Source organism: Micromonospora sp. WMMA1949, from assembly GCF_027460145.1.
Taxonomy (GTDB): Bacteria; Actinomycetota; Actinomycetes; order Mycobacteriales; family Micromonosporaceae; genus Micromonospora.
On the sequence record NZ_JAPZBG010000001.1, the window covers coordinates 177,007 to 202,430 of the forward strand.

The 25,424-nt window shown below is 68.9% G+C and carries 20 protein-coding genes and 1 CRISPR repeat array; of the genes, 12 read left to right on the top strand and 8 right to left on the bottom strand.

The annotated features are described in order from the left end of the window. Window positions 1–13 precede the first annotated feature (13 nt). Window positions 14–1,318 carry a serine/threonine-protein kinase gene (locus tag O7607_RS00645; RefSeq protein ID WP_269700286.1) on the top strand — a complete coding sequence of 435 codons (1,305 nt, stop codon included), beginning with the start codon at window positions 14–16 and terminating at the stop codon, window positions 1,316–1,318. Here the strand turns inward: O7607_RS00645 and O7607_RS00650 are convergent. Together O7607_RS00650 and O7607_RS00655 are read right to left on the bottom strand one after the other, a co-directional pair. Beyond that, window positions 1,266–1,910 (bottom strand): hypothetical protein, encoded by a 645-nt coding sequence (locus O7607_RS00650; RefSeq protein WP_269700287.1) that lies wholly within the window; start codon window positions 1,908–1,910, stop codon window positions 1,266–1,268. The genes O7607_RS00645 and O7607_RS00650 overlap by 53 nt on opposite strands. A gap of 97 nt (window positions 1,911–2,007) precedes the next feature. After that, window positions 2,008–2,178: a hypothetical protein gene (locus O7607_RS00655; RefSeq protein WP_269700289.1), complete on the bottom strand. Its 171-nt coding sequence runs from the start codon at window positions 2,176–2,178 to the stop codon at window positions 2,008–2,010. A gap of 99 nt (window positions 2,179–2,277) precedes the next feature. Between O7607_RS00655 and O7607_RS00660 the strand changes: the two genes are divergently transcribed. Beyond that, window positions 2,278–4,365: an N-6 DNA methylase gene (locus tag O7607_RS00660; RefSeq protein WP_269700290.1), complete on the top strand. Its 2,088-nt coding sequence runs from the start codon at window positions 2,278–2,280 to the stop codon at window positions 4,363–4,365. A 351-nt stretch (window positions 4,366–4,716) separates the two neighbouring features. Further along, window positions 4,717–6,330: direct repeats of the CRISPR family, unit length 28 nt; unit sequence CTGCTCCCCGCGCACGCGGGGGTGATCC. 100 nt (window positions 6,331–6,430) lie between these two features. On the opposite strand, the gene O7607_RS00665 is transcribed toward O7607_RS00660, so the two are convergent. Together O7607_RS00665 and O7607_RS00670 are read right to left on the bottom strand one after the other, a co-directional pair. Continuing rightward, window positions 6,431–7,132: a creatininase family protein gene (locus O7607_RS00665; protein ID WP_269700292.1), complete on the bottom strand. Its 702-nt coding sequence runs from the start codon at window positions 7,130–7,132 to the stop codon at window positions 6,431–6,433. Then, window positions 7,129–8,364, bottom strand: a complete 1,236-nt coding sequence (locus O7607_RS00670) for a helix-turn-helix domain-containing protein (protein WP_269700294.1) — start codon at window positions 8,362–8,364, stop codon at window positions 7,129–7,131. Before O7607_RS00670 ends, O7607_RS00665 begins: the two co-directional genes overlap by 4 nt. 673 nt (window positions 8,365–9,037) lie before the next feature. Between O7607_RS00670 and O7607_RS00675 the strand changes: the two genes are divergently transcribed. From O7607_RS00675 to O7607_RS00720, 10 genes are all read left to right on the top strand, one after another. Next, entirely contained in the window at window positions 9,038–9,346 is a 309-nt protein-coding gene (locus O7607_RS00675) for a hypothetical protein (RefSeq protein WP_269700296.1), read from the top strand. After that, window positions 9,343–10,080 carry a GOLPH3/VPS74 family protein gene (locus tag O7607_RS00680; RefSeq protein ID WP_269700298.1) on the top strand — a complete coding sequence of 246 codons (738 nt, stop codon included), beginning with the start codon at window positions 9,343–9,345 and terminating at the stop codon, window positions 10,078–10,080. The genes O7607_RS00675 and O7607_RS00680 overlap by 4 nt, the downstream gene beginning before the upstream one ends. A gap of 37 nt (window positions 10,081–10,117) precedes the next feature. Further along, a complete protein-coding gene (locus O7607_RS00685) occupies window positions 10,118–11,611 on the top strand; it encodes an APC family permease (protein ID WP_269700300.1) in 1,494 nt (497 codons plus the stop codon). Between the two features lie 14 nt (window positions 11,612–11,625). Continuing rightward, on the top strand, window positions 11,626–12,324 hold the full coding sequence (locus O7607_RS00690) for a GNAT family N-acetyltransferase (RefSeq protein ID WP_269700301.1): 699 nt from the start codon (window positions 11,626–11,628) through the stop codon (window positions 12,322–12,324). A gap of 83 nt (window positions 12,325–12,407) precedes the next feature. Next, window positions 12,408–12,566 (top strand): FxLD family lanthipeptide, encoded by a 159-nt coding sequence (gene fxlA / locus O7607_RS00695; RefSeq protein WP_269700303.1) that lies wholly within the window; start codon window positions 12,408–12,410, stop codon window positions 12,564–12,566. Between the two features lie 98 nt (window positions 12,567–12,664). Continuing rightward, entirely contained in the window at window positions 12,665–15,772 is a 3,108-nt protein-coding gene (locus O7607_RS00700; RefSeq protein WP_269700305.1) for a lantibiotic dehydratase, read from the top strand. Continuing rightward, window positions 15,769–17,055: a lanthionine synthetase C family protein gene (locus O7607_RS00705; protein WP_269700307.1), complete on the top strand. Its 1,287-nt coding sequence runs from the start codon at window positions 15,769–15,771 to the stop codon at window positions 17,053–17,055. Before O7607_RS00700 ends, O7607_RS00705 begins: the two co-directional genes overlap by 4 nt. Window positions 17,056–17,064: 9 nt before the next feature. Continuing rightward, window positions 17,065–19,125: a methyltransferase, FxLD system gene (gene fxlM, locus O7607_RS00710; protein WP_269700309.1), complete on the top strand. Its 2,061-nt coding sequence runs from the start codon at window positions 17,065–17,067 to the stop codon at window positions 19,123–19,125. Next, a complete protein-coding gene (locus tag O7607_RS00715; RefSeq protein ID WP_269700310.1) occupies window positions 19,122–20,240 on the top strand; it encodes a hypothetical protein in 1,119 nt (372 codons plus the stop codon). The genes fxlM and O7607_RS00715 overlap by 4 nt, the downstream gene beginning before the upstream one ends. Before the next feature lie 272 nt (window positions 20,241–20,512). Beyond that, window positions 20,513–21,364: a DUF6602 domain-containing protein gene (locus O7607_RS00720; protein WP_332367324.1), complete on the top strand. Its 852-nt coding sequence runs from the start codon at window positions 20,513–20,515 to the stop codon at window positions 21,362–21,364. Window positions 21,365–21,541: 177 nt separating this feature from the next. Here the strand turns inward: O7607_RS00720 and O7607_RS00725 are convergent, their stop codons facing one another. The 4 genes from O7607_RS00725 to mycP form a co-directional block, all read right to left on the bottom strand. Further along, on the bottom strand, window positions 21,542–22,858 hold the full coding sequence (locus O7607_RS00725; RefSeq protein ID WP_269700313.1) for a hypothetical protein: 1,317 nt from the start codon (window positions 22,856–22,858) through the stop codon (window positions 21,542–21,544). Then, window positions 22,855–23,160, bottom strand: a complete 306-nt coding sequence (locus O7607_RS00730; protein WP_269700314.1) for a hypothetical protein — start codon at window positions 23,158–23,160, stop codon at window positions 22,855–22,857. Before O7607_RS00730 ends, O7607_RS00725 begins: the two co-directional genes overlap by 4 nt. 9 nt (window positions 23,161–23,169) lie before the next feature. Next, entirely contained in the window at window positions 23,170–23,739 is a 570-nt protein-coding gene (locus O7607_RS00735; protein ID WP_210942438.1) for a hypothetical protein, read from the bottom strand. 452 nt (window positions 23,740–24,191) lie between these two features. Beyond that, the gene (mycP, locus tag O7607_RS00740; protein ID WP_269700315.1) at window positions 24,192–25,421 is read right to left on the bottom strand and encodes a type VII secretion-associated serine protease mycosin; all 1,230 of its coding nucleotides are present in this window, start codon (window positions 25,419–25,421) and stop codon (window positions 24,192–24,194) included. Window positions 25,422–25,424: the final 3 nt, after the last annotated feature.

Below are 25,424 nucleotides of genomic sequence, written 5' to 3' on the forward strand. Positions count from 1 at the left end.
GTGGACGGCGGCTATGCTGACGAACGTGGTGGCGGGCGAGTGCCTCAAGGGTCGGTACGCGGTAAGCCGGTATCCGTTGGCGCACAAGGGGATGGGCGAGGTCTGGCCAGCCCGTGACGCCTTATTGGAACGTCCGGTGATCGTCAAGGTCGTCGGTGCCCTGGAAGCGGACCTGGTGCGTCGCTTTCGCCGAGAGGCGCTTCTGACCGCCCGGCTCGACCACCCTGGCATACCCGCCATCTACGACATTGGCGAGCACGACGGCCGACCCTTCGTGGTTCTCCAAAGGATCAAAGGCATCACACTGTCGGACCTGGTCGCCGAGCACGGCCCACTCCCGATCGCGTGGGTAGCTGCCATTGGCGCCCAGATCAGCAGCGTCCTGCTTGCCGCGCAGCGCATCGATCTGGTTCACCGGGACATCAAGCCGAGCAACGTCATGCTGGACCGCAGTGGCGCCGTCAAGGTCCTCGACTTCGGCCTGGCCGTGATGCGAGATGACGAGAGATACTCGCGGATCACGCAGTCGGGCCAGAGCCTCGGCACCATCGGCTACATGGCTCCGGAGCAGGTCACCAACAGCCCTGTCGACCATCGCACCGATCTGTACGGGTTGGGCGCTACGTTGTTCGACGTGCTCACGGGCCGGGCGCCCTTCGACGGCCTCACCACCATGACCACGGTCCATCGCCAGCTGGGGGATCCCCCGCCGCGGGCGACCGAGTTCCGCGCCGACGTTCCGGCCGAGCTCGACGACCTGATCTACTCGCTGATGGCGGTCAGTCCGCACGATCGGCCGACGAGCGCGGCCGAGACGTACCGCGCGCTCGTAGTGCTGGCCGACAACCTTCCACCTCTGCCCGGAGTCGTCATCGACGGCATCGATCCCGCGCGCGCCTACGCTGCCGTCCTCGGCCAGTCGACAACTTCGACGGCGGCGCCCGCGGGACCGCTGGCCCATGAGAACGAATGGGACGCCGACCTGGCCAAGCAGCAGGCTGAGCGCCTCCAGGAGACCGGGGAACACCGCGCCGCCGCTCGAGCGTGGCGACAACTCGCCGACGATGTCGCACAGCGGCACGGTGACGGCCACGAGTTGGTCCTCGACTTCCGGCGCCGCGCCGCGCTGGTCCATGTTCCCCTCGGCGAACACGACCGAGCGCGCCGGCAGTTGGAGAAGCTACTTCAGGACCGCCTCCGCGTGGCCGCGTCCGACGACGCGATCGTTGCGGAGCTGCGCCAAGAGATCGCACAGCTCGGCAACATCAAGACGGCTGCTGGTTCCCGATCAGGATCGGCCGGCGGCCGGGGTCGCTGAACGCCGACGGCAGCAGAGCTGCCTTCTGCTCGGGAAATCGGGCCCCTTGGTAGTGGAATATCTGTGCGCAGTTCTGCCCACGCGTCTCTGTCGTCATGGCACGCCGGGCGAGCACCGAGTACATCGACGCGTGCTTCATCCAGGCCGCCTCCTCCCCGTGACGGTCGAAGCCGCGACCGCTGGCCGCATGCCCGAACGCGTCGTGGACCGCGCGGAACATGTCGTTCTCCCCGTCGCTGAGGTAGGGGTGCGAGTTGCCGCTCGCCGCGCTCGCCCACACTCTCAACCGACGCCGCCGCAGGTCGGCTGCCATGGCCTCGGCGCACGTGTACGGGTCATCGTCGACGACGCGCACGGCCAATCCGAGGCCGCCGAACTCGACTCGGCCGACCAGGAAGTGATATTGACGCACTGTCTCTCGGCAGAACGCCGCGTAAGACTTGAAGGCACGCTCTTCACACGTCGGCGCCGCCATGTACGCCCGGGCCACAGCACGACCGACGTCCGGGTCAAGACGAACCCGCGCAAGCGCTTCGATAGAGATGGCGGCGCGACCACCGTAGCGATGCGCGCCAGCCAGCAGGTACTCCACCGGCGGGAAGCATGTCGAAGCGACTGACGAGACGGCTGCGAACAAAGGTGTTCATGGTCCTCCTTAGGTAGACGGTGAGATGTAGCGGTAGGGCTGGTCAGCGGGCTGGGACGAGCTCCGAGATCGAGGGCTCGAGGGTGCGTTCCGGCGACGCCATCCGCTGCTCCAGACGGATCGACTCGCCGAGCATGCGGATCTCGGAGACCCGGCGGTCCTGGTACAGCTTGGCGAACTTTCCGACGGTCGTGCTGCGTCCGCGACGTGGCATTGGTCCTCCCACAGACCTGGATGGATATAACCAAACATGGAGCAAAGTAACGGCTGTGAACGCGATACACAAGCCCTACCCTCATGGTAGCGTTCACGTGTGACAACACAGGCCGACCCGCTCCGCGGACAGACCACCCTGACCGCCAGCGGCATCGCACGGCTCGCCAACGTCGGCCGTGCGGCGGTCAGCAATTGGCGCCGCAGGTACGCCGACTTCCCGGCCCCCATCGGCGGCACCCCGAGCAGCCCGTCCTTCGACGCACGTGAGGTCGAGCAGTGGCTGCTTCAGCACGGACGACTACACCAGGCGGATGCCGGAGAACGGGCCTGGCAACACATCGAGAGCTATCAGCCGGCGGCGGAGATGACCGACGCGCTCGCCATCGCCGGCGCCTATCTCCTCGTGCGCCGGCAGTGCGAATCGGCGGAGGAAGCACTGCCTGACCCGAAGCGCCTCGTCGCCCGCCTACGCGCCCTGGACAAGAACCTGGCCGACGCCATCGACCAAGCTCTACCCGCAAAGTGGACACCACAACTTGCCGCCGTACTGGAAGCCGTGCGGCAACTCGCCACGGAGCAGGCTCCGGAAGCAGCCTTCGAGTATCTGCACCACCGGTACGTCACTTCTGCCAACTCGATGTCCGGACTGGCTGGCACCCCCGATAGCGTCGCCGAGGTCATGCTTGCGCTCACCGGCTCCGGCGCCCGGATCTTCGACTTCACCAGCGGCACCGGGTCCCTCCTGCGCATGGCTGCCGACAAGGCGCTGCGAGCAGGCAACGACATACGTTGTTACGCGCAGGAGATCAAGCCTCAATACGCGCTGATCACGCTTCTTCGTCTCTGGTTCGTCCAACTGCGCGCTCAACAGGCGGGGACCCCCAGTGACCCACCGGTGGTGCATGTGGGCGACAGTCTGCTCGCAGACGCGTTCACCGATTTGCGAGCCGACGTCGTGGTGGCGAACTTTCCGTTCGGCATTCACGACTGGGGTCATGATCGGCTCGCCTACGATCCTCGCTGGGTCTACGGGCTACCTCCACGCACCGAGCCCGAACTAGCCTGGGTCCAGCACGCATTGGCCCACCTCTCGCCCGGTGGCACCGCCGTCGTACTCATGCCACCTGCCGCTGCGTCGCGTCCCGCCGGGCGCCGCGTCCGTGCCGAGCTCATCCGCCGCGGGGCTCTTCGCGCCGTTGTCGCCCTACCAGCCGGCCTCATGCCGCCGACCGCCATCGGCCTGCACATCTGGGTCCTCACGCAACCCGATGCTCATCTGCCACCAACCGGCGGTCTTCTGGTCGTCGACACCACAGCCGCGCTGCCCGACCGCACCCTCCTCAACATCGTGGAGCCGGCCTGGCATGCGTACCTGTCGGGTGAGCAGGTTGACGAACCGGGGGTGTGCCGCACCGTACCCGTCATCGAAACGCTCGACGATCAAGTCGACCTGACGCCCCAGCGTTACCTGCCACGCGCCAGCACGCTGCCGACCGATCCAAACGAGATCATCCGCCGGATCGAAGGCTTCGAACGGCTGCTGGGTGAACTGCGAGACCACCTGCCCCCGGTACGAGGGACGCAGGTCGCACCATTACGCGCTGCGCCGCACGCCGATATTGGCGATCTGATCCGCTCGGGCAGTATCTCCGTGCTTCGCGCGACCAGCCGCCGACAAGCCAGTCATAGCGCCGTCACCTCCTCGGTGCTCACCGCCGCCGACATCATCAGCGGAAGCCCCGCAAGTGGATCAACAAGCCGTGACGCCGACGACGCATCGCCACTGGTTCACGCCGGCGACATACTCATGCCAGCCATCGGCACGAAGGTGCATGCACGGGTCGCCACGACAGAGCAGATCGGCGCGGCACTGGGCCCAGGGGTTCAGCTCGTACGCGTCGACAACACCCGATTCGACCCCTGGTTCATCGCGGGTGTTCTGTCCCTTACAGACAACGTGCGGGTCGCCGGCCGAGCCTCCACCGGCTCGGTACGCATCGACGTGAAGCGCCTGACCATCCCGGTGCTTCCTTTGGCCCAGCAGCAGGCATACGGCGAAGCATTCCGAAAGCTCGTCGACTTCCGTACGGCCCTTGAAGAGACTGCGAAGGCCGGAGCGGCACTGGCGCGAGAAGTGGGCGACAACCTCTTTGGCGGGAACCTCGAACTCCCCGACATCGAGTAGGCCTGCCCACAGACGGCGGGCTGCGCTCTAAAGAATCACGGCGAACGGCTACGCCAGCAGCTGCCGTAGTCCGACGCGTCTCAGAGTCCAGCACGCTGGTGCGACGGCTTCACACGGCACAACGCCCCCTTGGCTAATCGGCAGCCCCTACCGGGGAGCCAGCATCTGAGCACCCCCACTGCGCACCGCCAGTCGTTTGTCGTGTCCGCCGCTCGCCCTGCGTTGGCCTAAACCAACTACGCTGTTGGGAACACCGACCTCCTATTGTCAGCCGGCACCGAAAGGATGATCTTGCAGGCCCTAGTGAATGAAATCGGGGAAGTCGATCTTTAGCGCCGCAGGTCAATTAGTCTGCTCCCCGCGCACGCGGGGGTGATCCCGGCGCCGACCGGGCACCCGGGCGCGGGTTCACCTGCTCCCCGCGCACGCGGGGGTGATCCCAGCCTGACGAGCGCCAGCGGCGTCCACGGGTCCTGCTCCCCGCGCACGCGGGGGTGATCCCGTACATCAAGCCGGTCTTCAAGGGCGCGGAGCCTGCTCCCCGCGCACGCGGGGGTGATCCGGCGCCGAGCGTCCAGGACGGCGCCGGGTCCGCCTGCTCCCCGCGCACGCGGGGGTGATCCGTCGTGGGACTCCCGCGGCCAGGTCGACAAGGCCTGCTCCCCGCGCACGCGGGGGTGATCCGGCGAGTGGCCGATCGTGCACGAGTGGGGGATGCTGCTCCCCGCGCACGCGGGGGTGATCCTGCTCGACGTCAGCGACGTCGTGACGGCCGTCTCTGCTCCCCGCGCACGCGGGGGTGATCCCCGTCAACCCGAACGCCGACCGGACCAGCACGTCCTGCTCCCCGCGCACGCGGGGGTGATCCGGCTGGCGGCACCGCCGGTAGCGCGCTGGCCATCTGCTCCCCGCGCACGCGGGGGTGATCCGACCTTCTGGACCTGGACGGAGATCAGCGCCCACTGCTCCCCGCGCACGCGGGGGTGATCCCGGGTCATCCAGTACGTCCTGCCGGGTCATGCCCTGCTCCCCGCGCACGCGGGGGTGATCCCGTCGTCGCCTCGCGGGGTGCGGGACAGCGGGACTGCTCCCCGCGCACGCGGGGGTGATCCCTGCGACGGCGGCATGTGGTGCCGCTGCCGCGTCTGCTCCCCGCGCACGCGGGGGTGATCCCGCGTTGGTGTACCGCTCGGCGTCCTCGTCCGACTGCTCCCCGCGCACGCGGGGGTGATCCCTGGACCTGCTACCGGAACAACTTCGGGCAGGCCTGCTCCCCGCGCACGCGGGGGTGATCCGGCGACCGTGGCCCGCCTGGGGTACGACCCGATCTGCTCCCCGCGCACGCGGGGGTGATCCGGGCAACGCCGGCAAGACGATGGTCGCAGGCTCCTGCTCCCCGCGCACGCGGGGGTGATCCTGCCCGGCCAGTCCGCATGGATCGCCGCGAAGCCTGCTCCCCGCGCACGCGGGGGTGATCCGGCGGCGCCGGAGATGGCCGCACGGGCCGGTATCTGCTCCCGGCGCACGCGGGGGTGATCCCACCCTTCCCGTCACCGTCGACGTCGACTCGGTCTGCTCCCCGCGCACGCGGGGGTGATCCGGCCGCCGAGCAGCGGGCCCTGGCCGAGGGAAACTGCTCTCGGCGCACGCGGGGGTGATCCCGTCGGCGCGATCCTCGCCGAGAACACGGCGATCTGCTCCCCGCGCACGCGGGGGTGATCCGGCGTCCAGGTTGACGTGGCCCAGGTTGCAGTTCTGCTCCCCGCGCACGCGGGGGTGATCCCGGAGATGATCCGGCGGGGCATCAACGGGGTTGCTGTCCCCGCGCACGCGGGGGTGATCCCGCCTGGGCCGTCCACGATTGCGGGTACGTGCCCTGCTCCCCGCGCACGCGGGGGTGATCCCGACATTCTCATGTGGCAGGGCAACGCCCTAACCTGCTTCCCGCGCACGCGGGGGTGGTCCGAACAGCAGCGACCGGTGGCAGGGCCTGGAATGACGGTCCCCGCGCACACAGGGCTAAGTCGTTCACCACGTCGACTTCTGTTCCACCAAGATGCAGGTATTACACCAACATGTCCAATGTGTTCCGGAAGCTAGCGCTCAGGCTTTCAACGATCCGCTGCCCCTTCCCACTCGCTGCGAGTGAGGGACGTCCGATCACCCCGGACTCGGTGTAAGCGCCCATTCCAAGCGTAAGCAGGTGCGGATGCTCGGCGACGTGATCGCTTAGCTCGTAGCCGTCGCGCACGGTCTCCGGCGCCACGTGAAGCAGAATCGAGGTCTCGATCTCCCCGGCGTGCATGTCGTCATGCAGGGTGCCCACGATTCCGGCATCCTGGCATGCAGTCTCCCAGGCTGTCCGATTCGGAAATAGCGCGAGCTGAGGTCCGGCGACGTTGGCCTGCTGCACGATGTTCGAGAGCACGTAGTTTCCGCCGTGACCGTTCACGATTACGAGGCGCTCCACGCCCGAGCGCTGAAGCGACTCCCTCACATCGGTGATGATCGCGTCTAGGGTGCGTGCGGAGATGCTCACCGTTCCGGGCCAGGCGGCGTGCTCGTGTGAGCAGGAAATCGTGATCGGTGGAAGTAGCAGCAGATCGTAGCGATCAGCCACGGCTGCGGCGATCGCGCTGGCGACGATCGTGTCCGTGGCCAGCGGGAGGTGGGAACCATGCTGCTCAAAGCTGCCGACTGGCAGAACAGCTACTGATGCGGCGTGGCGGCCGGCCTCCGTGGTCGTTGCTGTGGTCCATAGGTTCACTGGCCCATTCTGCCGACTACTTGATCCGCAACGGCAAGTCGGTCGCGGAAACGCTGCGACTCATCCGTCACTCGTCGAGACCCGAGCTCGTGCTCCACACGACTCAGCGCCTTGATCAGACGGATAGATCCGGCATCGAGTGCGATAGTGAGCGCCTGCTCGCCCTGGTCAGCAGCTTCATCCACTCGACCGAGGTTCGCGTAGCCGGTTGCGAGCCAGGCACGGGCGAGCGCTTCGTCCTGCCGGTACGCGGATGGCCAGGCCCTCAACACAGCTTCAAGAACAGCGATGGACTGCTTCGTCTGGCCCAGTATCAGATGACATTGCCCTTCGTACGCCAGCACGTAGGTGCGGGTGCAGTGCAGGCCGATGGTGTTTGGGTCGTCGAGACCGTCGGCAGCTCCTACCAGCGAATGCGCCTTCTGCAGCGCGGATTGGCAGCGCGCTCGTTGTCCAGCGAGCGCGGCGGCCTGGGCGGTTCGGACAGCGCACAGCGCCCGATCACGGGCTGTCGACTCCTTCCTGGCATCGGCGAACTCGGCGAGGGCGATAGCTTGGGCGCTGTCCCCTCTCTCGACAGCGCGCTGCGCCTGCCGCATGAGGACGTAGGTCGCCATCCTGCCGTCAGCCGCTTCTCGGGCCATCGATAGTGACTGCCGCAACCAGTACGCTGCATCCTGGCTGTCGCCGAGGTTGTCGGCGGTCCAGCTGGCGAACTCCGCCCACCGCGACTCGACCCGCAGCAGCTCCCGCAGGGTTTGCCCGGCTGCGCCGGCGCGATGCCTTCGGATGATGTTCAGCTCACCCCGAACGACGTCGTGGAGCCGACGTGGGCCGAACGCGTCGTGGGAAGCGGCGAGGATGCGGAGCATGCTCATCCAGTGCGGCACGATGGCGGGGTCAACAGGACTCGTCGACGTTCTTGCCACCGCGGTGGGCGCAGCATGCGTGTCGACGGCTTCGAGCTCCGCTTCCTCAGGCATGGGGGGCGGAGCCTGCTGTTGGCGCATCGCCTGGTCATAGAGGCTGAGCAGTGAACCGGCTGCCCCGAGGAGCTCGTCGCAGCGCTGCCAGAACTCACGCGGCGCCCTCTGCCGGCCGGTCTCGACGTTCGCGATCGTGCTGCGGGCGTAGCCAGTCAGGGGTGCGAAGGAGTGCTGGTTGTAACCGGCGGCGCGTCGAAGCTGCGCTAGCCGGACGCCCAGCGTCCGCCAACCGTCTACGTCGCCCATCGGCACCTGGCACCCTTCTCCTCGACGGTTGCGAATGTCGGCAGCAAGCAACGCTGCTCCTCAGTCGAGCTGGCACTCAACAGCCTGCCGGTAGCGTATGCGCCCCGGCCGCCAGCGAATGGCCCTTGATGTTCCCGCGCCCTCGTCCCGGATGACGACGAGCAGCGTGCGCGTTGCTGGTCGGATCGTGACGGATTTCAGGGGATCCCGTCACTGGGGTTGTCGGTAAGGGGGTCGGCGGATTCCGACAATCCTCCGACATTTTTTCCGTCGCTCAACGTGCCGGTCGGCACGGCAGCCAGCCCTGAAGCGTCTCGCCGCAGGCGCGGTCGACTTCCAGGAGTAGGACCCTCCTGATCAGTAGACCGAGCATGTCAACGCAGTGTCGTAGATCCAATCCCGACCGTTCCCGACACCGGTCCACCTTTCGTTGGCTGGTCAGGCACCAGCAAGTGCAGGACCGGCGCCTCTCCGGCGCGCGAATGGTCCCTGCACCCATCAACCGGGGTGCGTGGCCGGAGCCGGGAGAGGCCCGGCCGCGCATCCCACGAGGAGGTGACGGGATGACGCGTATCAAATGGTTCGTCTCCGGGCAGGATCATCAGTCTTTCGCGCCTTTCGGCATCGCCAGCACGGCGACGCTCGCCCGGCTTCGCGACGAGCCGGACCACGAATGCAGCAGCAGGCACCTGCCTCGGCCCGCGCCGCGTGCCTCCGCCGCCTCGCTGCCCTGCCGCGCCCCCGCCCCGTGACCGGCGCCGAGGAGAGCGACCGTCCCGTCGACCGCTTCGACGCGGCTCGCCGGACCGTGCTCGCCCACAAGGAGGGCGGAGCCTGCCTTCAGTGCCACGACGGCGTATGTCGCCAGAACGAGTGGGCGCTGGAGGAGCTGTCCCGTCATCCCGGTGGCCGTCGCCTCCTCGTACAGCTCCAGCTTCTCGACCCCGTAGACGACACGATTCAGGAAGGCCAGCCGCGGTGAATCCAGCCCTCGGCGCCGCTGACGAGCACGCCGCCTCGTATGTCCGTTCCGAGCCCGTCCCGGTCCCCCGTCCGGTGCCCGCCGGCGCCGCCTCCGAGTGGACCAGCCGGATCGCGGACGAGTTCTTCTTCATGTGCCACGACGACCGGACCGGTCGCCCTCGGTTGTTCGACTCGGCGTTGGCGCACGGCCTGGCCGCTGGGCTGCTCGTCGAGCTCTACTACGGCGGGCGGATCACGTTCGAGCGCGGGCACGTGCGCGTCAAGGACATCCGGCCGCCGCAGGATTGGCTCCAGCACCTGGTCCTGGACCGGATCGCGGCCGAGCAGCAGCACACCGCGACACGGGTGTGGCTGGCCTTCCTCGGCTCGTCCGCCTACGAGCAGGTCGCCCAGCGGATGTGGCAGTCGGGTCTGGTGCGACCGCAGCAGGCGGGCCCGTTTTGGCGGCAACGCACCCTGTACGTGCCGACCGACATCAACACCGCGGCCTGGTCGTGGGCGCGGCTGTCGCAGCACCTGCGCAACGGCCGGAGCTTGAACGGCGTGGACCTCGCCCTGGCCGGCCTGGCGCTGCACACCCAGCTGGACACGACGCTGCTCGATGGCGCCTCGCTGGCGGTTCGCTCGCATCTGCGGCGGTTGGTCGAGCAGTCGTGGCCGCCCTTGCGGGATCTGCTCGCCGATCTCGGCAGCGTCGTCGGCGGCGCGGTCCTGAGCCATCGCACCTCCTGACGGCAACACCCCATCCACTCTTCGCGAAAGAAACCTGATGTCGCATTCGACTACTGACACTGTTTCCGAAGTTCTGGCGCGCGGCCGGCTCGGGATCCCCTCGGTGGTGTTCTTCGTCATCGCCGCCGCCGCGCCGCTGACGGTGGTCGCCGGCGGTGCGACCACCGGCTACGCGGTCACCGGTGTGGCGGGTATTCCGGTGGCGTACCTTGTCGTCGCCGCCGCGCTCGCGCTGTTCTCGGTCGGGTTCGTTGCCATGTCCCGGCGGATCGTCAACGCCGGCGCGTTCTACACCTACGTCACCCGAGGGCTCGGCCGTCCGGCCGGTGTCGGCGCGGCGATGGTCGCGTTGGTGGCGTACAACGCGATGCAGATCGGTCTGTACGGCGGGTTCGGCGCGGTCCTAGCGACGTTCCTGCGCGATCAGTACGGCCTGCACCTCACCTGGTGGGTGCCGGCGCTGATCGGGTGGGCCGTGGTGGCCGTGCTCGGCGTGCTGCGCATCGACCTCAACGGCAAGGTCCTGGCGGTCATGCTCGTCGCCGAGTGCGCGGTCGCGCTGGTCTTCGACGCGGTGATGGTCGGGCATCCCGCCGGCGGGACGGTCACCTTCGACACCCTCGCCCCGTCGCACATCCTCGCCGCGGGTATCGGCGCCGCACTGGTCACGGCCATCACGGGTTTCGTCGGCTTCGAGGGCACTGTGGTGTTCTCCGAGGAGACCCGTGACCCGCGCCGGACGGTCGCGCGGGCCACCTACATCGCGGTGGCCGCCACCGGCCTGCTCTACGGACTGTCCGCCTGGGCCATGTCCGTCGCCGTCGGCACGGACAGGATCGCCGACGCGGCCCGCACCGACGGCACCGACCTCATCTTCAACCTCGTCTCCCCGCACCTCGGGTCCAGCATCGTGACCGTCGGGCGCGTCCTGTTCATCACCAGCCTGTTCGCCGCGCTGCTGAGCTTCCACCACACCGTGGCCCGGTACCTGTTCGCGCTCGGCCGCGAGCGGGTCCTGCCCGGCGTACTGGGCCGGACCAGCCGCCGCACCGGCGCCCCGAAGGCCGGGTCGATCCTGCAGAGCATTCTCGCGGTGGTCGTCCTCATCGCCTACGCCACTGCCGGCGCGGACCCGATCGTGCACCTGTTCTTCTGGGTCACCGTGACCGGTGGCCTCGGCGTCCTGATCCTCATGACCGTCACCTCCGCCGCCGTGATCGGCTTCTTCGCCCGCATCGCCCACGGCGAAGGCTGGTGGCCGGCCTTCGTCGCGCCGCTGCTCGCCACGCTCACGCTGACCGGGTTCCTCGCCGCCACGCTACGAGAGTTCGACATCCTCCTCGGCGTCGACGCGCACTCACCGCTGCGCTGGCTCTTCCCGGCCACCTACGCCATTGCCGCCCTCGCCGGCATCGCCTGGGCGTTGGTCCTGCGCGCAACGCGGCCGCAGGTCTATGACGCCATCGGACTCGGCGCCGACAGTGCCACCGCGCCCCTGCGCCGCACCGACAGCTTCCGCCTGCCGGTCTGAACAAGGAGCTCACCATGACCGTCCCCAGCACCGGCGTGAGCATCCGTCGCGCCACTTCCGCCGACACCGACTCCTTGGTCTCCGTACTCGTCGACGCGTTCTTCGACGGGCCGGTCGCCGACTGGCTGGTCCCCGACCACGATGACCGTCGCGCCGTCTACCGCCGGTACTTCACCCTCGTCCTGCGTCACGGTCTCGCCCACGGCCACGTCGACACCACCACCGACCGGTCCGCCGTCGCGATCTGGTACGCCCGGCCCGAACCTCCATCCGCGGCGCCGCCGGAGCACCAGGCGGCGGTGGAAGCCGCCACTGGACCGTACGCGCCGAAGTTCACCCTCCTCGATGCCATGTTCGACGTGTTCCACCCCCGCGAACCGCACCACTACCTCGCGTACGTGGCGGTCAGCCCCGACGAACAGCGCCGCGGTGTCGGAACCACCCTGCTCGACAGCTACCACCGCCGGCTCGACGCGCTGGGCCTGCCCGCCTACCTGGAGGCCAGCAACATGCGCAACCGCAGGCTGTACCTGCGGCTCGGCTACCGGGCTGGACCGCCGCTGATCCTGCCCATCAGCGGACCCACGATCTGGCGGATGTGGCGCGGGCCGGCTGGCGCCGCCGGCACGGCCACGTTTCCCGACACCGAGCAACGACCACGTAGGCGAACCCAGCCGACTGCCGCTTCAAGCTCCGTCCGCATCGGGCGGTAGGGGTGACGCGTCACCGGGACGCGGCCACCCGGCACCACCTCGGGTCACCGCGGCCCGGGGAGATCTCGAGATCGGAGGAAGACATGTCCACCAGCACCGCGGAGCAGACCACGGCCGCCGACGGCGGGGACTTCGACCTGGACGTCAGCCTGCTGGAGGTGGCGGACGTCGCCGGCCTGGTCAACCTGACCGACGACGGCTGCGGCAGCACCTGCACCGCCTGCACCACAAACGTCGCCTGACCGACGAACCTTCCCCCCGAAAGGCCGGCCGGCGCGGCAACACGCCCCCATTCTCCGCGCCGGCCGGCACCCCAACCGACATCCACCCGAGGTGCAGCGTGCGCTCTCCCACAGGCTCTCCGGCATACCGGTCGACCGGTGCCGCGCTCGTCCGCGCGGCCGCCCACCCCGACATCGACCTGCCGCCGTGGCCCGACCTGACCGAACCACGCGACGCCCTCGTCCCCGGCTGGGTGGCATGGCTGCGGCAGGTGTGGACGAACGAAACCATCGTGGACGCGATCAGCCACGCCAGCCCGGTACTCGCCGCGCAGGTCGCCAGGCTGTGCGCCGGCGAGGCCCTCACCGTCCGGGAGACCCGGCGGGTGATCCAGGCCGTCGCCCGCTACACGCAGCGCCTACGCGGCCGGCCGACCCCGTTCGGTCTCCTCGCCGGGGTGGCACCCGCCGTGTTCGGATCACGCTCGCCCACCCGATGGGGCACTGCACACCAGGCCGTCGCCCAGGCCGGCGCCGCGTGGCTCGCCGACGTGATCAGCCACCTGGAACGATGCCCGGACCTGGTCGCCCGGCTCCCGGTGGTCGCGAACAACACCATGACGGTACGCGACGACCGGCTCGTCCTGCCCTACCAGCCGGACGCCCGACCGCAGGGCACGACGGCCGTGGAGGTGTCGCTGCGATACACCGCGCCGGTCCGCGCCGCGATCACCGCTGCCCACACCTCGATCCGGGTGGAAGCACTGTCCGCGCAGCTGTGTGCCGCGTTCCCGCGCGCCGCACCGGTGACCGTTCAGGGGATGCTCGCCGAGCTGATCACCCGCGGCGCACTGATCACCAGCCTGCGCGCGCCCAGCACGGAGCCCGACGCCCTGGCGTACATGCTGCTCCAGCTCGACGACGTCGATGCCGGCGGCGTCGCGGCGGTCGCCGACCTGATCCGCGCCCTGCGCGACATCCACACCGCGCTACGACGCCACTGCACCGCTCACGGCGCGGACGGCCGCGAGGCCCGCGTCCAGGTGACCTCCCGGATGCGCGCCCTCGGCATCTCCGTCCACGAGCCTCTCGCGGTGGACCTTCGGCTGGACGCGTCGGTCACGCTGCCGGATGAGGTGGCGCGGGAGGTGGAGCGCGGTGCCTTGGCGTTGACCCGGCTCAGCGCCCACCCCTACGGCACCGCGGCGTGGCGGGCCTACCACCAGCGCTTCTACGAGCGGTACGGGATCGGCTCGCTGGTGCCGGTACGCGACGTCGTTGACCCGGACAGCGGCATCGGCTTCCCCGACGGATACCCCGGCACCCGAGCAGACGAGCCACGATCACCCCTGTCCCGCCGCGACGAGCTGCTCCTCGTCCTCGCCCAGCTCGCCGCCCTGGACGACGCGGACGAGGTGCTCCTCGACGAGGAGCTGATCGCACGACTGGAGCTGGGACCACCACGGCTGCGGCTACCGCCGCATCTGGAGGCGAGCGTCCGCGTGCACGCCGCCGACGAAGCCGCCCTGGCGCGCGGCAGGTTCACTGTCGAGGTCACCTCCGTGTCCCGGGGCGCCGGCGGGCTCACCGGCCGGTTCCTCAGCGTGCTGCGACCGGTCGACGCCGCGAAGCTGGCCGCTGGCCTGACCGACCTGCCCACCGCCGATAACGACACGGTGCCCGCCCAGATGTCGTTCCCGCCGCTGGACCCCGCGACCGCTCACGTCACCCGCGCCATGCAGATCCTGCCCACTGTCATCAGCCTGGCCGAGCACCGGCGCCCGAGCCGAGCGGTACTCACCGTCGACGACCTGGCGGTGGGCTGCGACGGCCGACGCTTGTACCTCGCCGCACCCGACCACGGCCACCGCATCGAAGCCGTCGGCATGCACGCGCTCAACCTGCGCACCCACACCCCGCCACTGGCCCGGTTCCTCATCGAACTCGGCCGCGCCCAGTGCGCCCAGGTCACCGCTTTCGACTGGGGCGCCGCCGCCCGGGCCAAGCTGCCGATCCTCCCCCGCATCCGCTACGGAAGGGCGATCCTCGCCCCCGCCACCTGGCGGCTGGAAACTACCGAGCTACCCGACCGGCGGCAGCCCTGGTACGCCTGGGACGACGCCCTCGACCAGTGGCGGGCCCGCCGACGCCTGCCCCGCGTGGTGCAGCTGGTCGAAGCCGACCGGCGCCTGCCGCTGGACCTCGACGAGTCCGCACACCGCGTCCTGCTGCGCACCCACCTACTCACCGCACCGCGAGCGGTCCTCGTGGAAGCACCCAGCCCGCAGGATCTCGGCTGGTGCCGCGGCCGTCCGCATGAGGTCATCCTGACGCTGCACGCCACCGAGCGACCACCCTGGCCGCCCTTGCCCACACCGACCCCGGCCCGCGTAATTGGACGAGACCAGTGCCTGAGCCCCGCCGCTTCTCCGCTGCTGCTCGCGAAACTCTACGGAGACATCCGCCGACAAGACCTGCTCCTCGCCGAGCACCTGCCCCGACTGCTCAATGAGTGGGAGGTGCCGCCGGACTGGTGGTTCCTCCGGTTCCGCGACCCCGAACAGCACCTCCGCCTCCGCATCGCCCTGCCCGACCCGTCGGCATTCGGACCGGCCGCCGGACGTGTCAGCGCATGGGCCGATGATCTACGCCGACGTGGCCTGCTGCGGGAGGTCCAGTACGCCACCTCGTACCCCGAGACCGGGCGGTGGGGATCCGGCGCGGCCATGCAGGCCGCGGAGGCGGTCTTCATCGCCGACTCCCACGCCGTCCTCACGCAGCTACGCCAGCCCGTCCGCCCGAGCCGACAGGCACTCGTTGCCGCGCAGATCGCCGCTATCGCCGTCGCCTACACCGGCAGCGTTGACGCCGGCATGCGCTGGCTCATCGACCACGTACCCGCGACCGCGCCGCAGCCCGTCGAGCGGCCGCTGTTCCACGAAGCCGTACGACTCGCCCACCCCGGCGACGACTGGGCCGCACTGCGTGCTGTCCCCGGCGGCACCGCCATCGTCGACGCCTGGAAGAACCGCGACATCGCCCTCGCCGTCTACCGGACCCACCTACCCGGACCGCACACCGACGGCATCAACAGCGACGACGTTCTCGGCTCCCTCATGCACGCCCACTACATCCGCGCGGTCGGCATCGACTTCGACGACGAGGACCGGTGCCGCTACCTCGCCCGCGCCGCCGCCCTGGCCTACTTCGCCCGGAGCCGGCCATGACCCTTCCGTACGAGAGCCACGACCTCGCTGTCGCAGTCGCCGATCTGCTCGCCCATCCCGACGACCCACGGCTGCCGATCCGGCAACCCTGGTGGCAGCAGTCACTCGCCCTCGGCGTACCCGGCATCGCCCTGCTGCACGTCGAGCTGGCAGCGGCAGGGCTAAGACCCTGGCAACGCGCCCACCACTGGCTCACCGCCGCCAACAGCCGACCGGTAACGGCGGGCCCCGACAGCCACCCCTTCCACGGCGCACCCGCGCTCGCCCACATCCTCGCCTGCGCCGCCACCCACCGGCCCGGCGCCTACGCCCGCGCGCTCGACGACCTCGACCGGGCGATAGCCGCGGACGCCCGGCGCCGTGTGACCGCCGCGCACGCCCGCATCGACGTCGGGGAACTACCGGCGCTCGCCGAGTTCGACGCCATCCGAGGATTGGCCGGGGTCGGGGCGTACCTGCTCCGCCGAGCACCCGACGGCGAGGAACTGCCCGCGGTGCTCGGGTATCTGGTCCGGCTGACGCAGCCCCTACCCGTCGGCAGCGAGGTGTTACCAGGCTGGTGGACCGGCGACGGGCCTTCCGGCCGCGCCGACTCCCGCTTCCCCGGCGGACACGGCAACAACGGCACGGCCCACGGCATCGCCGGACCCTTGGCGCTACTGGCGCTCGCGGCCCTGCACGGCATTGTCGTCGACGGTCAGACCGCCGCCATCGCAACGATCTGCACCTGGCTCGACCGATGGCGCCACGACTCCATGGCCGGTCCGCTCTGGCCGTACTGGATCACCAGACCGCAACTCCGGGCGGACCGCGCCGAGGTCCACCGCGCGCAGCGGCCGTCCTGGTGCTACGGCACCGCCGGCCTGGCGCGCGCCCAGCAACTCGCCGCCCTGGCCCTGAACGATCCCGTCCGCCGCGCCGCCGCCGAAGACGCACTCGTACGCGCTCTCGCCGACCCGTGCCAGCTCGCGGCGACCACCGACCCGTCGCTCTGCCACGGCCACGCCGGCCTGGCCCACATCGCGCACCGGATGGCCACCGACGCCCTGCCCGACACCGCCGGGACGCTCGGCGTGCTGGTCCCTCGGCTTCTCGGCGCGCTCGACCCGGACGGCGCCGGGCCTCGACGTGCCGCAGCTGCCCTGGTCGCCGCGAGCCCTGGCCTGCTCGAAGGCGCCGCCGGCGTCGTGCTGGCGGCCCTCAGCTGCAGCAGCGCGGGCGCGCACACCAGCTCCTGGGACGCCTGCCTGCTCACCGCCCCCATCGCTCATCCCCTGACGTGAGGACGTCGAATGCCAACGCCCGCCTGGCGGCAGTACACCGTCGAGTTCCCCGACCCCACCGCAGTCGAGGACGTCGCCGCCTCCGTCCTGGCCCCGGCGCTGGCCGCCGCGCAGGACGAGGGCGTGCTGCACGGGTGGTGGTACGTCCGGAAGTACCCCACCTGGCGGTGGCGCTACCTTGCCGACGACCCGACCTCCCACCGCGTCGAGGATCTGCTGGAGACACTCGCGGGCCAGGACCGAATCACCAACTGGACCCGAGGCGTCTACGAACCGGAGACCCTGGCCTTCGGCGGGTCGGCCGGCATGCAGGTAGCCCACGAGCTGTTTCATCAGGACAGCCGGCACCTGCTGCTCGGCCTTCCTGCTGCCACCACGCTGGGAAGGCGCGAGCTCGCCGTGCTGCTGTGCAGCGTCCTGATGCGCGGCGCCGGTCTGGACTGGTACGAGCAGGGTGACACCTGGGCGAAGGTCGCCGACCTGCGGCCCTCCCCCGGCCTCGCAGTGCCAGAGCAGGCCGCCGAACTGGCCCGAGCGATCAATCGGCTCATGACCGTCGACGCCCACAGCCTCGCGCAGACAGGCGGACCGCTCGTGGGGCTCGGACCGTGGCTCGACGCCTTCGCAACCGCCGGGCAGGCGCTCGCCGACCTCGCCCGACACGGCCGCCTTCGACGGGGGTTGCGCGCCGTCATCGCACACCACGTCATCTTCCACGCCAACCGACTTGGCCTGTCCGTTCAGGACCAGTCCACCCTCGCCGCGCTCGCGGTCCGCAACGTCTTCCACCACACCACGAGGAGCACCGTGTCGATCGCAGAACCCACGCCCACGAGCACTAGCGTCGATCGAGTGACCAGCGACCCCGCCGACCTGCGCGCCGCGCTCACCGACGCACTGCGCGCCGAGAACATCATCCGCACGCCCGGCGTCGAGGCCGCCATCCGCGCCACCCCGCGGCACCTGTTCCTACCCGGCGTACCACTGGAACAGGCCTACGCCGACGCTCCCGTCTACACCAAGACCGACGGCCGAGGCGCCTCCATCAGCGCCGCCTCACAGCCACGAATCGTGGCCATGATGCTCGAACAACTCGACGTACGCCCCGGCCACCGGGTCATGGAAGCCGGCGCCGGCACCGGCTACAACGCCGCCCTGCTCGCCGCCCTCACCGGCGACAACGGACGCGTCGTCACCCTCGACGTCGACGAGGACCTCGTCGACGGGGCCCGCAAACACCTTGCCACCGCGGGCGTCACGAGCGTGGACGTCATCCTCGGCGACGGAGCGCTCGGCTGCCCCGACGGCGCACCCTACGACCGGATCATCGCCACAGTCGGCGCCTACGAAACCCCGAATGCCTGGCTGGAACAGCTCGCTCCGCACGGGCGACTCGTCGTACCGCTGCGCCTGCGTGGCGCCGCCTCCCGCTCGATCATCTTCCAGCAGCACGACGGCGGATGGCGCGACCAGGGCAGCGAGCTGGCCGTCTTCATGCCGCTGCGCGGCATCGGCGACGACGCCCGCCGGCAGGTACCGATCACACCGGAGCAGGACGTGATCCTGCAGGTGCACAAGGAACAGGACGTCGACACCGCGGCACTGGCCGGCGTGCTGGACACCGAGCGGCGCAAGATCTGGACAGACGTGTTCTTCCCACCGATGGTGCCGTACGAGTGGATGGACCTCTGGCTGGCCTGCCGGCTCGACAACGCCATCATGCGCATGAACGTCCAACCCGCAGCCATCGAACGCGGCGCCGTCACCCCGATGTTCCCGTGGGGCGCGATGGCCACCACCCGCGGCGCCGACCTCGCCTACCTCACCATCAGGCCAACGCCGACCAGACCCGGCGACAGCAGACTGTACGAGGTAGGCGTCATCGGTCACGGCCCGGACGGCGCAGGTCTCGCGGCTCTCGTCAGCGAGGAGATCCGCGTCTGGAATGCCACCTATCGCTCCCGGCGCGTCCGCTTCGAGATCCCCGACGCTCCCGTCGAGGCGGACCCCTCGGCCGGACGCTTCGTCCTTCCCCGGCCGCAGCACCCCATCACCGTCACCTGGCAGTGACCGTGGAGCCGGACAGCGCGCTGTTTCGGCGCTTCCCACTGGTCGCGCGACCACGGCCCATCGCCGGACCGTTGGCCGCCCGCATCGACGATCTGTGCGCGTTGGCGGAACGCGCCGCCCGAGAGGACGACCGAGCCGCGGCCTCGGCCGTCTACAACCAGGCCGCTCTCCTCGCCTCGGACTGCGGCCAGCCGGATCTGGCCCGTCGGTGGTGCCACGAGCATGCAGCCGCGTACCTGCGGGCTGTTCCTCTGGACGCGCGGGCGGCACGCCACGCCTTGGAGCCCTTGGTCAATCTCGCCCGGCTGCACATTCGCGACCGCAACGGCGACGCCGCCCTCCGACTCCTCACGAGTCTCTTCGAGGTGGTGTCGTCACGGACGGACGCGGTGATCGACGGCCAGGCCCTGCCGGCGAGCCGGCTGACCCGCGGTGAGGACGACCACCGCGAGGTGAGGCAGTGGCTCTGGAGCGTGCTCGTCGCGGAAGGCGCCCGCGCGCTGGCTGGCGCGGGTAGATGGGGCGAGGCGTATGAACATCTCGAGCGACATCGTGGCATCGGCCAACGGATGCTCGACGGACGCCAGGTGGCGATCATCGCCCGCCTGGCGGCTGGCGACACCGCATCGGCCCGCTCGATGGTCGCGGAGACCGCCCCTGGCGAACCCTGGGAGGACGCGGTCACCGCATGCCTGGCCTACCTGTGTGACAGGTCCTCTCATGAACGCCTGAAGCGTGCGTTGCAACGCCTGCGAGGTCTCCAGCCAGCGAGGCCTCTCGTCATGTTCCAGACGCGCCTCAGCATGACGCTCCTCCACGCCGCTGCCGGAGCAGTAGATGCGCTGCTTCCGGGTGTCGCTTCGAGCATGGCCGCACACTGCGTCACGTGCGGCGATGCTTATGCCGCTCGAGAATTTCTCTACCACCGCAGCCCGGTGGTGGTCATTGGCCGCCACCAGACCGCTCAACTTGCTGACATCGTTGCAAGCAGCGGCCTCGACCTCGATGGACTCCCAGCTTTGGTTCAGCAGCGTCTCTGGAAATCTCTTGCCCTGTGCCACAGGGTTCTTGAGAGCGGCCGCCCGCCTTGGGGTGAAGGTCTCACTGGTACTTGATCCCTCTGCGTCTGCCGAGGCTTGTGCCGACTCGTCGCACGGCAGCAGCCGATAGTGAGGGTGAGGGCACTACGTGGACATCGTCGGAGGTCTTCCGATGCGTAACCGGCGCAACCAGTGCACGCTGGGGGTGGTCCGCTAGATAGCCGGGCGTCGGGCGCCGAGGCTGAGGCCGTTCGGACGACAGAGATGCGATCAGCACGCTCGACAGCTATCGCGAGCTTGCTGGCGTGGCATCCACCTGCTCTGGAAATCCTTGCGATCATAACGGGATGGTGCGAGCAAGTGGCAAACCCAGTCCGGCGTTCGAGAGGGCCTTGGAGAGGGCGCGAAATGACATAAAGTCCGCATGGGACGAGGCAGGCGTCTTTTCTCATACCGGGGCAAGAGGAACCGAAAGGGAAGAGGCAATCAGATCTTTTCTACGCGCCCGCCTTCCTGATTCACTTTCGGTCTGCTCTGGACAGGCAACAGACCGGGATGGCTCGATGACACGCCAGCTCGATGTAATGATTTACGATGCTAACCTCAACCCGCCGCTCGTGCGGGGGAATAACACTCTTCTGCCCGCCGAAGCATTACTTGGGGTCGTTGAGGTCAAGTCAGTCCTTGACAAGAAATCGTTGGAAGAGGCACTCAAGAACGCCGCTAGCGTGCACGCGCTCTCCCCAGGCGGGAAGCAATTTCTGCCATATCGCCAAAGGGGCGATTCGGCCAATGATCGCATGCCCCGCTGCTTCTACACTCTACTTGCGCGCGAGAGTGATCTTTCCCCGACAGACTGGCTCAGTCGCGAGTGGCGGCGATTGGTTGCGGAGGACCCCCAAGGCTTACGCCAGTACGTTGACATGCTGGTAATCCTTGAGCGCGGTCTTCTGAAACCAGCCCAGCAGAAAGGGAAGTCTTTAGCTGATCAAGGGACAGCGCTGCAGCAATGGTTTGTGGCCCTCGCCAATTTTCTGGCGCGGGAGGCTCGACGGCGGCCGCCAGTGGACTGGCAGACGTATGCCGGATCGGCAGGCCGCGACTGGATTCACCTAGACGACATTCCACCACCAAGGGCAGGACGTCGCGCCAAAGTAACAGCGAAAGGTAAATGGATGGGTCAACAGTCATTTAGGTGACCACGATGCCGAAGATGCGAGGATTGAAGTTCCCAATAAGGATTTACTCCTCGCGTATCGGATCGTGAAGCCAGATGATCCGACATCAGGTTAGTACTGGTCACCGTGCAGCAGACCAAGCCCACTCATCCATTTATGGCCACTCCCCAGGCATCCCGGGTTATGAGTTCCGGCCGATCAGGTTAACGGTCGGTCGGGCTTAGGGGTCCATCCGCCACCGTTCAGCCAGGCGGTGCCGCCCACCTCCGCCTGGGGGAACGGCGTCGTGTTGTGGCCGCGGGTGCCGAGGTCGGGCCGTTCCTTGCGTTCCTGCTCGTCGATCTTGATCAGGTCGGCCATGGCCTCGACGTACTGGCGTTCCGCGACCAACAGGAACGTGACAAACTCCTGCACCGCCTTCTGCACCGCCGCCTCCGGGTTCGAGCACGACGAGAAGAGCCCGTTGACGGCCTCGATGTAGCCCTTCAGGACGTCGATGAGCGTCCCGATGTGCTGGTAGCCCAGACTCGCGTACGCGTTGCGCAGTCCTTCCAGCATGCTGGCGGCCTTCTTGCCCTCCTCGGCCAGCCACCGCGCCTGGGTCTCGAGTTGGAGCAGGTAGGCGGAAGCACGGTCGGCGTACTGGCCGAACGCCTGCGCGGCGCTGCCGTCCCAATAGAGCTTGAGATTCTTCAGCTCAGCGTCCATCTCGGCCCGCAGCTCGGCGTAGGTGCCGGCGGCGGAGTGCACGAGGTCGGCCCGGTTCCAGATCACCTTCGGCGCTGAACGCCACGCGTGGACCATCAGATCGGTCAGGGGAAGGCGGTCGCCGGTGCCGAGCTCGATCAGGATCGCCTCCAACTGGAGCAGCGTGTCGCGGTGCTCGTGGATGAAGGTGTCGAGACGGTCGCCCTCACCGTTCTCGTAGTAGGTGGTCCGGCCTCCGGTGAAGCCGAGGTTGTTGCCGTCGGTACTGCCGATGGTGATCGGCTCCTCCACCTCCCGGGTCCGCGGCAGCCGCTCGTTGCGGGTGGCCCCGAGCCGGTCGTTGCCCTCGGGGATCACCACCACCGGCTGGTCGTCGGGAAGCCTGCGGTCGTGGGGCTGGGAGAGGATGCCGGCGCCGCCCGGGCGCACGCGCACGCTGTTGCCGTACCCGTCGCCGAGCGGCAGGTACGGGCCCAGGTCCCGGTTGAATACGTCGAAGTCAGTGGAGATGTCCAGATCGGTGCCCTCGTAGTCGGCGGCGATCTGCATCAGTCCATCGGCGATGCGCTCCATCTCGTTACGGGCGATGTTCGCTTCGGACAACCGGCTGCCCAGGGCGGTCGCCCAGTCCCGGTTGAGCTTGTCGGAGATGCCCTCGAGCGTGCCCCAGGCCGCGCTCGGGATGGCTCCGATGTCGCCGACGTAGCGGCGCACGGCGCTGTAGGTGACGGCATCCTCGTACCGCTCTTTACCGAAGGCCACCAGCGCCCGGGACTCGACCCGCAGAGCCGACGTGTCCGTGGTCATGGTCTGCTTCTCTCCCCGTGCGGTGACTCGGCCGGCGTGAACAGCTCCACCCCCATGGGCGAGCCGAAGTAGTCGACGCGCAACTGCCGGTACTGCCGGCGGTGATCAGCCACCGCGGCCAGCAGGGCCGTGCGGATCTCCGATGCCACCTCGTCCGGGCTGCACCGGCGCAGCATGCCGTGCCGAATGTCGACCTTGAGATCCCCGTCGTGACCGCGGACGACCGTCACCCAACCGTTGGTGGAGACACCTTCGGCCCTGATCCGCGCCACGTCATCGAAGTAGCGCTCCAGCTTGCCCACAGCCTGCTCCTAGTCGGTGGCGTTGAGGGTCATAGCCCGGTCGGCGATGCGCTGCGCGCTGGTGTTCGTGTACGCGATGACCTGCTCGAGCGGACGATCAGGGCTGCTGAAGTCCGCGAGGATGTGGGCGTAGCGCCGGTCGGAGGCCAGGAGCACACTCGTAAAGATCTTGTCGTTGATCCGCTGTGCGCAGGAGCGGGCTACCTCGTACCGGGGCGCGCTCGGGTTCGGGACCGCCTCACCGTCACACGGGCCCGACGTGGCCGTGCTGCGGAGAAACGCCTCGTCGTCGCTCTCGATCAGGCTCAGCAGGATCCTGCCCCGGTAGGCCTGGTCGGCCGATGTGAAGTCGTACTCGCATCGCACCCGGGACCGGTCGACATCGCGCTTCGGTTCGGTACGTGTCAGCGTCCACGACCCGGACACCATCTCCGGTAGGGCGTCGGCCACATCACCGCACGACGGAACGGCTGCGTCGTCGCCGAGCGGGCCCCAGCGCCACAGACCGACCAGGCCGAGCGCCACGACGGCAACGGCAGCCACGGCGATCAGCGCCTTCTTGCTCATGGGGCCGCTCACCAACCGGACCGCTGGTCGCGTACCGGCGCGTCCACCTCACGTACCGGCCGCTGCAGCGACGCCAATGCGACCCTGGCGGCGGCTCTCACCTGGCGGGCCAAAGACTCGTCCGTGTGCCGGTGCAGACCGTCGACCTCGACCGCGATGTCGCCCCGCCTTGAAGCAGCGATGCGAACGGACCGGTCAGGCGAATGTACATCCACGTCATGCCAATGGTTCGCGGCCTCGGGAGCAGAGGGCTCTCGCGACCCGGGAATCATCGGGTTCGTCCTCTCTGCCCGGTCGTGTCAACCGTTGCGCTCAGGTTGTGCGCACGCCCGACGGATGCGTCCTTCCGCCGCAACGCCATCATGGCGACGACCCTATCAACGCGTGTCACCGCCTCGCCGCCCTGAGTGATCGCCGCAGATCGGACTTCCAGCGCCCGCGTCGGCCCGCCCGACGATGACGGATCAATGCGACTGGCGAGAGAATCCCGCGGAGGGCACCTCATCAGCCAGGTCGTGGCGTACAGCTTCCTCGGCCCTGTGGCGTCGGCGGTTCCGGATGAGGAAGATCGTCAACATCAGCAGGATGAGAACCACCAGGCCGGCGCCACCAGCGATCACGGCAACCTGCTGGTCGCTCGGGCCACCCTGGTCGCCATACCTGGTGACGTCGAAGTTGTCGTCCCCGGCTGCCTGGTCTGCACCGGTAGCCAAGGGCGTCGGGCCGAGCAGAGGATTCTCGGAGACCGCCGGCACGTCGGCGGTCAACGCGGCCACCGGGTCGATACGACCGAAGCCGTACTGGGGATCACGACCCGCCGGGCCGGCGTCACGGGCCGTGCGGATGATCCTGTTGATCACATTCGCCGCGTCGAGATCCGGGTACTTCGACCGGATCAACGCCACAACACCGGAGACAATGGCGGCGGAGTCCGAGGTGCCGTCGCCCCAGCCGTAGCCGTGGTTCGGGCCGATGTTGAAGATGCCGTCGCCAGGGGCCGACACCGCGGCCTCCGGGCCCTGTACAGAGCCGGACCAGAAGGCTCCTCCACGGGTCGTGCCGGTCACCGCGATGACGCCGGGAATGTTGGCCGGCGAGGTGATGGCCTTCTCACCCTTGGCGATGTTGCCGGCGGAGACGACCACGACGACGTCCTTCGCCAGGGCGTACGTGATGGCCTCCTTCTCCCCCGGCGAGGCCGCAGCCGTCCCGCCGACGGACACGTTGACCACCGTGGCTCCGCCATCGACAGCCATCCGGATGCCCTGGGCCACCGCTTGACTGCTGGCCAGTCCCTTACCCTTTTTGATCTTGATGGGGAGAATCCTGGCGCCTGGTGCGATCCCGTCCACACCGTCGGCGGCAGCGTTCGTCGCCGCGATGATGCCGGCCATATGGGTGCCATGACCGTCCTCGTCGGCGCGGCCGTCCCCGGTCGCGCCGTAGCTGCGACCGCCGGGAAGCACCCGGCCCCGGATGTCCGGGTGGGTGGCGTCGACGCCGCTGTCCACCACCCCGACGATCACGCCGCGACCGGTCGACAGCTTGCGCACCTGGTCGATGCGAAGCTCGTCCAGGTACCACTGCTCCGCCCGCTGCGGCGCGGCGACAGCAGGCTGGGCGGCGGCACCGACCAACAGCACGCTCAGCAGGCCGGCCGCGACCGGCCGGAGCATGCCGGCATTCACGCTCATCCG